Source organism: Kitasatospora sp. MY 5-36, from assembly GCF_001182915.1.
Taxonomy (GTDB): domain Bacteria; phylum Actinomycetota; class Actinomycetes; order Streptomycetales; family Streptomycetaceae; genus Kitasatospora.
The window spans coordinates 1-5434 of record NZ_LFVW01000719.1; the positions used below are offsets into that span (position 1 = coordinate 1).

The following is a 5434-nucleotide window of genomic DNA, read 5'->3' on the forward strand; positions in this document are numbered from 1 at the left end:
CGCCGCCGCGCCCGCATGGTCCGCCCGGGCGCGTGCGGCAGCCCCCGGCCCTTGCCCGGGCCGCCCTGCTCCGGCTGCTCCGGGAGTGCCACGGACGCCGCCGCGCCCGCGGAGGTGCCGGATCCCGGCGTCGCGAACGTACGGTTCTCCACCGGGTTCCGCCCTTCCCTCGTTCGTCTCTGGCTCGTCTGGCTGGTCTGGCTGGTCAGTGCGCGGATCGCCGGGCCGGCGCGCTCAGTTGAGCACCTGCATCTCGGCGACCTTGAGCTCGAAGGGCTTGCTGCTCTGGTTGATGCCCGGGATGGTGAACTTCCGCGGGTTCGGCCCGCCGGTGACCACCACGGCGGCCTCCCAGTGCATCGTCACCGTGGCGCTGAAGACGCCGTTCTTCTCACGGGCCGAGCTGGTCCTGAACTCGTAGCCGCAGTCCGGGGACTTCGCGTCGCCGTACGCGGGGACGTACGGCGTGCCGGGCGTGGTGCAGGAGGTCTGGAGGTGGTCGCCGAAGCTCCAGTCCGCCTTCACCAGCCGGGGCGTGACGGTGACCGAGATGCCCGCGACCGACGCGTTGCCCGGTGCGGGCAGCGCGGCGTCGTCCGCCCAGAGCCAGACCGGGGCGTTGACCACCGCCGTTTTCTGGGGCGCGGCCCGGCCCACCGGGGGCCGGAAGCGGACCCGGTCGTAGGCGGTCTGGATGGCCGTGGCCTCCGCGTTGACGTTCTGCCCGTCCGGCGAGGTGGGCTCGAAGACGACCTCGGCGCCGCCCAGGCCCCCGTCGGTCTGCGGGCAGACCTTCGTGTAGAGCGAGCCGTCCTTCGGGTCGTGGCCGCCCCAGGCCGGGTCGCCCGCGGCCGGCGGGTTGTCCAGCGGGCGGAAGTAGCAGCCCTTGTCGCTGCTGAACCAGCCCAGCTGGGGGTCGTGGCAGGCCCAGGGGACGTCGTGGTAGCTGCACAGCTGCGGGCCGGTGCCCGAACCGCCGCCACCGCCGGGCTTCGATCCGCCGGGCGTCGTGGTCGTCCCCCCGGAATTGACGTCCACGCAGATCACGTTCGGGTAGCACTGCTCGGCCCCGCCGCTCGGCGGTTCGTCCGCGGTCGCACCCACCGCCGAGGACAGCAGCAACCCGGCCGACATCGACGCGACGACCGAGATTCGCCGGGCCGGTTTCCGCGCGTTCAGCATGTCCGATCCACCTCCCGTTTGAAGTCGTAGATCAACCAATGTGCTTGGAACCAGCGCAGGGAAGCGGTTCCGACGTACCGGTTCAGGCGTGCTCCGGGATCATTGGCGGCCCCGGTGACGGCATCGACGCGGTGCCAGCCGGACAGGTCGACGCAGTCCTCGATCACGGCGGTCTGCGGATCGGCTTTCAGGTCGACGGTCTTGACCACCGCGGAATTGCGCGGCGTTCCGGTCATCACCACTTTGGCGTCGCGCAGTTGCCGGAGGCTGACCAGGCTGTCGGACAGCGCCCGACCGGAGGAGTACTGCTCCAGTCCGTAACCGTCCGAATCCGACCGTCCGAACACCTCGGCCTGGGCCTGCCACCAGTCCTGATACGCCTTCAGGGCCAGCCGCGCCATGGCCCCTTCCGGACCGCTGGTCGGCGCGATCGAATCGTTTGCCGAACCACTCGAAGGAGTTAGCGGGTTCACTCCCGCGACGGTGGGCGCGGCCGACCCGATGCGATCGACGGAACCGCCCGCACCACCGCCCGCACAAGCACCGAGCAGCAACACCAGAACCGCCCCACCGGCCCCAACCGCCCCAGGGCGCAACACATTTCCGCGCTGCCGCATGGCCCCACCTCATTGCGACCGACCTGATCCGTGATCCACGGCCGCCAGGAGAATTCCGCCGTCCCACCGGTGTTTCCGCTGGGGATCGATTCTTCGCCAACCCACCCCATCACGGCAACACCTCAGGCCCCCTGACCTTACGCGGAAGGCGGTTCCGTCGGGGCACTTTCCCGCCACAGAACGGCCAACAGTTCTTCGGAAAGCGACAATCCGGCCAATGCGCCCCGAACCGCGGCCCGATTGCGCATCAGGAGCCGCCCGGCGTGCGGCGGAACGAGCAGGCGCGCGCCAGGCGCACCCGAACTACCGGCCGGTTCCCCGCCGTCCGTCAGCGCGGCCACGGCCGGCTGGAGATCGAGCGGGGAGACGGCCGCGGGGGCACCCGGGACGCCCTCGCGCAGGACGGTGGTCAGGGCCCGGCTGAACGAACCCTCCCCGCCCGGCAGGACGGCGTCCCGGCCGCGTCTGCCCGGGGCGTAGCGGCTGCCCGGGCTGTAGCGGCCGATCCGGCCCCACAGCGGGACCCGCGAGTAGCTCAGCAGTTCGCCCGCGCCGTCCTCGCCGCGCTCCAGCGCCGCCCAGGCGTCCCGGTCGACCGCCGCGTCGACCAGCAGCAGCGCCTCCTCCTGGTCCCCGTGCACCATCGCGCTGACCACCCAGTCCCAGGCCAGGCCCCGGCGGTAGGCGTTGTCGGCGGTGCTGCCGGCGGTGACCAGGGCGAGCCGGCGGCCGCGCGGATCGGCCACCAGCTGGCCGACCAGGCAGACCAGCAGCCAGCGGCCGGGGTGCAGGGCGGCGTCCCGGACGGCGGTGAGCATGGCGTTGGCGTCCGCGTCCGGCGGCACCGTGGTGACCCGGCAGCCGGCCGCGCCGGTGTCGAAGCACATCCCGGGCAGCACCTCGGCGAGCAGCCGGGCACCGTCCGGCGCGAGCGCCGCACCCCCGAAGGCCCGGTCGGGCCCGCCGTCCGCCCCGATCACCACCAGATCGACCCCGCCCGCCATCCGGCCGTCCCCCTCCTGCACCATTTCTCCACCCGCCGGGCAGGCTACCGCCCCGGACGGCCGCCGACGGGGCTCCCGGCCCGTCCGCTCAGGGACCATGGGCCCTATCGATGCGGGCACCGACCGAGGACGATCGGACGCATGGAGCGTGAGGACCGTGTGGAGACCCTGAGCGAGGCCGAGTGCCTGCGGCTGCTCAGCACCGTGCCCGTCGGGCGCGTGGTGTACACCGAGCACGCGCTGCCGGCCGTCCTGCCGGTCTCCTTCGAGGTCCTGGACGGGCGGCTGGTGCTCGCCGTACGCCGGGGAAGTGCCACCGCGCGCGGGCTGGACGGCACGGTGGTGGCCTTCCAGGCGGATCTGCTGGACCCGGTCACCCGCACCGGGTGGAGCGTACTGGTGCACGGGCGGGCCGACGTGGTGAGCGACCCCGAGCAGGTCCGGCGGGTGCTGCGCTCCGGCCTGCGGCCGTGGGTGGGCGATCCGGAGCCACTGTTCGTGGCGCTGGTGCCGGAGCTGGTGAGCGGCCGCCGGCTGTTCCCGACCGGACCGGGCACCCCGGGGCGCCAGACGCGACGGCCGACGAGCGCGGGGCCGACGAGCGCGGGGCCCGTGAGGACCGGCCCCGTGAACACCGGTTTCCCGCTCGGCTCCTGACAGATACCGATGGGTAGGCATACGCTTCCGGCGTCCTGATCCCTCCCCGGGTCCGTCCCCCACCAGGAGCGCACCGTGACGACCTTCGCCTCCCTCGCCGAGCTGACCGCCGCCGTCGGCACCGAGCTGGGCACCAGCCAGTGGCACACCATCGAGCAGCGGCAGATCGACCTGTTCGCCGAGGCGACCGGTGACCACCAGTGGATCCACGTGGACCCGGAGCGGGCCAGGGAGAGCCAGTTCGGCTCGACCATCGCGCACGGCTACCTGACCCAGTCGATGATCCCGGTGCTCGCGAAGGAGTGCTACGCCGTCGAAGGCGTGCGGATGGCACTGAACTACGGCTCCGACAAGGTGCGCTTCCCCGCGCCGGTGCCGGTGGGCACGGCGGTCCGGGCCACCGCCGAGCTGCTCTCGGCCACCGAGGTGCCGGGCGGGGTCCAGGCGGTGGTGCGGTTCACCGTGACCAGTGAGCGGAGCGCCAAGCCGCACTGCGTCGCGGAGACGATCACCCGCTTCTACGCCTGACGGAGGGCGGACCGACGGGCGCTCGGGCCCGCGCTCCACTCGGCGTGGGCCCGCGCCGGGCCGAACCCGGGCACCGGCCCGGGCCGCCCTCCCCGGGTACGCCGATTGGACCGCGCGGGGCTCTCCACCAGGTCCGGACGGCCCACGGCGAGTAATCTCCGACGAGATGGTTGTCGTATCGCAGCAGCCCCACCCGCCGCTGTGCTGCGCGCCCCGGCACGCCCGGTAGCCGTGACCGTCCCTGGAGGAGCCGTGCCCCGCCCCGCCCCGTGGTTCTCCCGCCTCGCCGGTCTGACGTCGCAGCTCGCCCCGCCGTCCGCCGGCCCCGCGGCCGAGCGCGCCGTCCCCGGGCTGGCCGGACTGCCCCGGTCCGCCTGGCACCGGATCCGGACCGACGCCTTCGGCGCCGAACCCCGGGGCGAACGGCTGGCCCGCATCCGCCGCTCCCCGCACTTCGCCGACGGCGCCTTCCGCAACCCGGTGCCGACCCGCCGCCTGGTGTACGAGCGCAGCCCGCTGGAGATCCCCCGGGCCCAGCTGACCGGGGACAAGACCCGCCGGACGCCGACCGCCGCCGTCCCGGTGCACCGGCTGCTCCCCGTCGACCTGGCCGCGCCGCCCCGGTCCGGGCTGCGGCTGACCTGGCTGGGGCACGCCACGGTCCTGGCCGAGATCGACGGACGGCGGGTGCTGCTCGACCCGGTCTGGGGAGAGCGCTGCTCCCCCTTCTCCTGGACCGGCCCCAAGCGGCTGCACCCGGTGCCGCTGCCGCTGTCCGAACTCGGGCCGGTGGACGTGGTCGTGATCTCCCACGACCACTACGACCACCTCGACATGGGCACCGTCCGGGCGCTGATCGGGACCGGCGCGGCGTTCGCCGTCCCGCTCGGGGTCGGGGCGCACCTGGAGCACTGGGGCGTACCGGCCGAGCGGATCGTCGAACTGGACTGGTGGGAGTCGGCCGAGGTCGCCGGGCTGACCCTGACCGCCACGCCGGCCCGCCACTACTGCAGCCGCGGGCCGCGCACCAGCACGCTGTTCCTGTGGGCGTCCTGGGTGGTGGCCGGCGGCGGACGGCGGATCTTCCACAGCGGGGACACCGGCTACTTCCCCGGCTTCGCCGAGATCGGCCGCCGGCTCGGCCCGTTCGACGCGACGATGATGCAGGTCGGCGCGTACAGCGACTTCTGGCCCGAGGTGCACATGACCCCCGAGGAGGGCGTGCGGGCGCACCTGGACCTGGGCGGCGAGCTGCTGCTGCCGATCCACTGGTGCACCTTCAACCTCGCACCGCACCCCTGGGAGGAGCCCGCCGAGCGGGTGGTCACCGCCGCCCAGACGCTTGGCGCCCGGCTCGCGGTGCCCCGCCCCGGCAAGCCCTTCGAACCGGCCGCCCCGCCCGCCCTGCGGCTGTGGTGGCGCGCCGTCGCCGCCGGCCCGCACGGC

Annotated in this window: 6 protein-coding genes; 3 read left to right on the forward strand and 3 right to left on the reverse strand. The window is 73.9% G+C overall.

All coding sequences use genetic code 11. The annotated features are described in order from the left end of the window. Nucleotides 1-234: 234 nt before the first annotated feature. The 3 genes from AE652_RS34390 to AE652_RS34400 form a co-directional block, all read right to left on the reverse strand. The gene (locus tag AE652_RS34390; RefSeq protein WP_049658834.1) at nucleotides 235-1182 is read right to left on the reverse strand and encodes a hypothetical protein; all 948 of its coding nucleotides are present in this window, start codon (nucleotides 1180-1182) and stop codon (nucleotides 235-237) included. Further along, entirely contained in the window at nucleotides 1176-1739 is a 564-nt protein-coding gene (locus tag AE652_RS34395; protein WP_159028638.1) for a hypothetical protein, read from the reverse strand. The genes AE652_RS34390 and AE652_RS34395 overlap by 7 nt, the downstream gene beginning before the upstream one ends. A gap of 197 nt (nucleotides 1740-1936) precedes the next feature. After that, nucleotides 1937-2827 carry a hypothetical protein gene (locus AE652_RS34400; RefSeq protein ID WP_049658838.1) on the reverse strand — a complete coding sequence of 297 codons (891 nt, stop codon included), beginning with the start codon at nucleotides 2825-2827 and terminating at the stop codon, nucleotides 1937-1939. Nucleotides 2828-2944: 117 nt separating this feature from the next. Between AE652_RS34400 and AE652_RS34405 the strand changes: the two genes are divergently transcribed. The 3 genes from AE652_RS34405 to AE652_RS34415 all read left to right on the forward strand — a co-directional run. Then, the gene (locus AE652_RS34405) at nucleotides 2945-3460 is read left to right on the forward strand and encodes a pyridoxamine 5'-phosphate oxidase family protein (protein ID WP_063780365.1); all 516 of its coding nucleotides are present in this window, start codon (nucleotides 2945-2947) and stop codon (nucleotides 3458-3460) included. 75 nt (nucleotides 3461-3535) lie between these two features. Further along, nucleotides 3536-3988: a MaoC family dehydratase gene (locus tag AE652_RS34410; protein ID WP_049658840.1), complete on the forward strand. Its 453-nt coding sequence runs from the start codon at nucleotides 3536-3538 to the stop codon at nucleotides 3986-3988. A gap of 351 nt (nucleotides 3989-4339) precedes the next feature. Beyond that, nucleotides 4340-5434, forward strand: a 1095-nt coding sequence (locus AE652_RS34415) for an MBL fold metallo-hydrolase (protein ID WP_053112435.1), incomplete at its 3' end; no start/stop codon positions are given.

Coding starts and splice junctions, on each gene's coding strand:
- AE652_RS34390 (WP_049658834.1), bottom strand. CDS start 1,182: ATGCTGAACGCGCGGAAACCGGCCCGGCGAATCTCGGTCGTCGCGTCG.
- AE652_RS34400 (WP_049658838.1), bottom strand. CDS start 2,827: ATGGTGCAGGAGGGGGACGGCCGGATGGCGGGCGGGGTCGATCTGGTG.
- AE652_RS34405 (WP_063780365.1), top strand. CDS start 2,945: ATGGAGCGTGAGGACCGTGTGGAGACCCTGAGCGAGGCCGAGTGCCTG.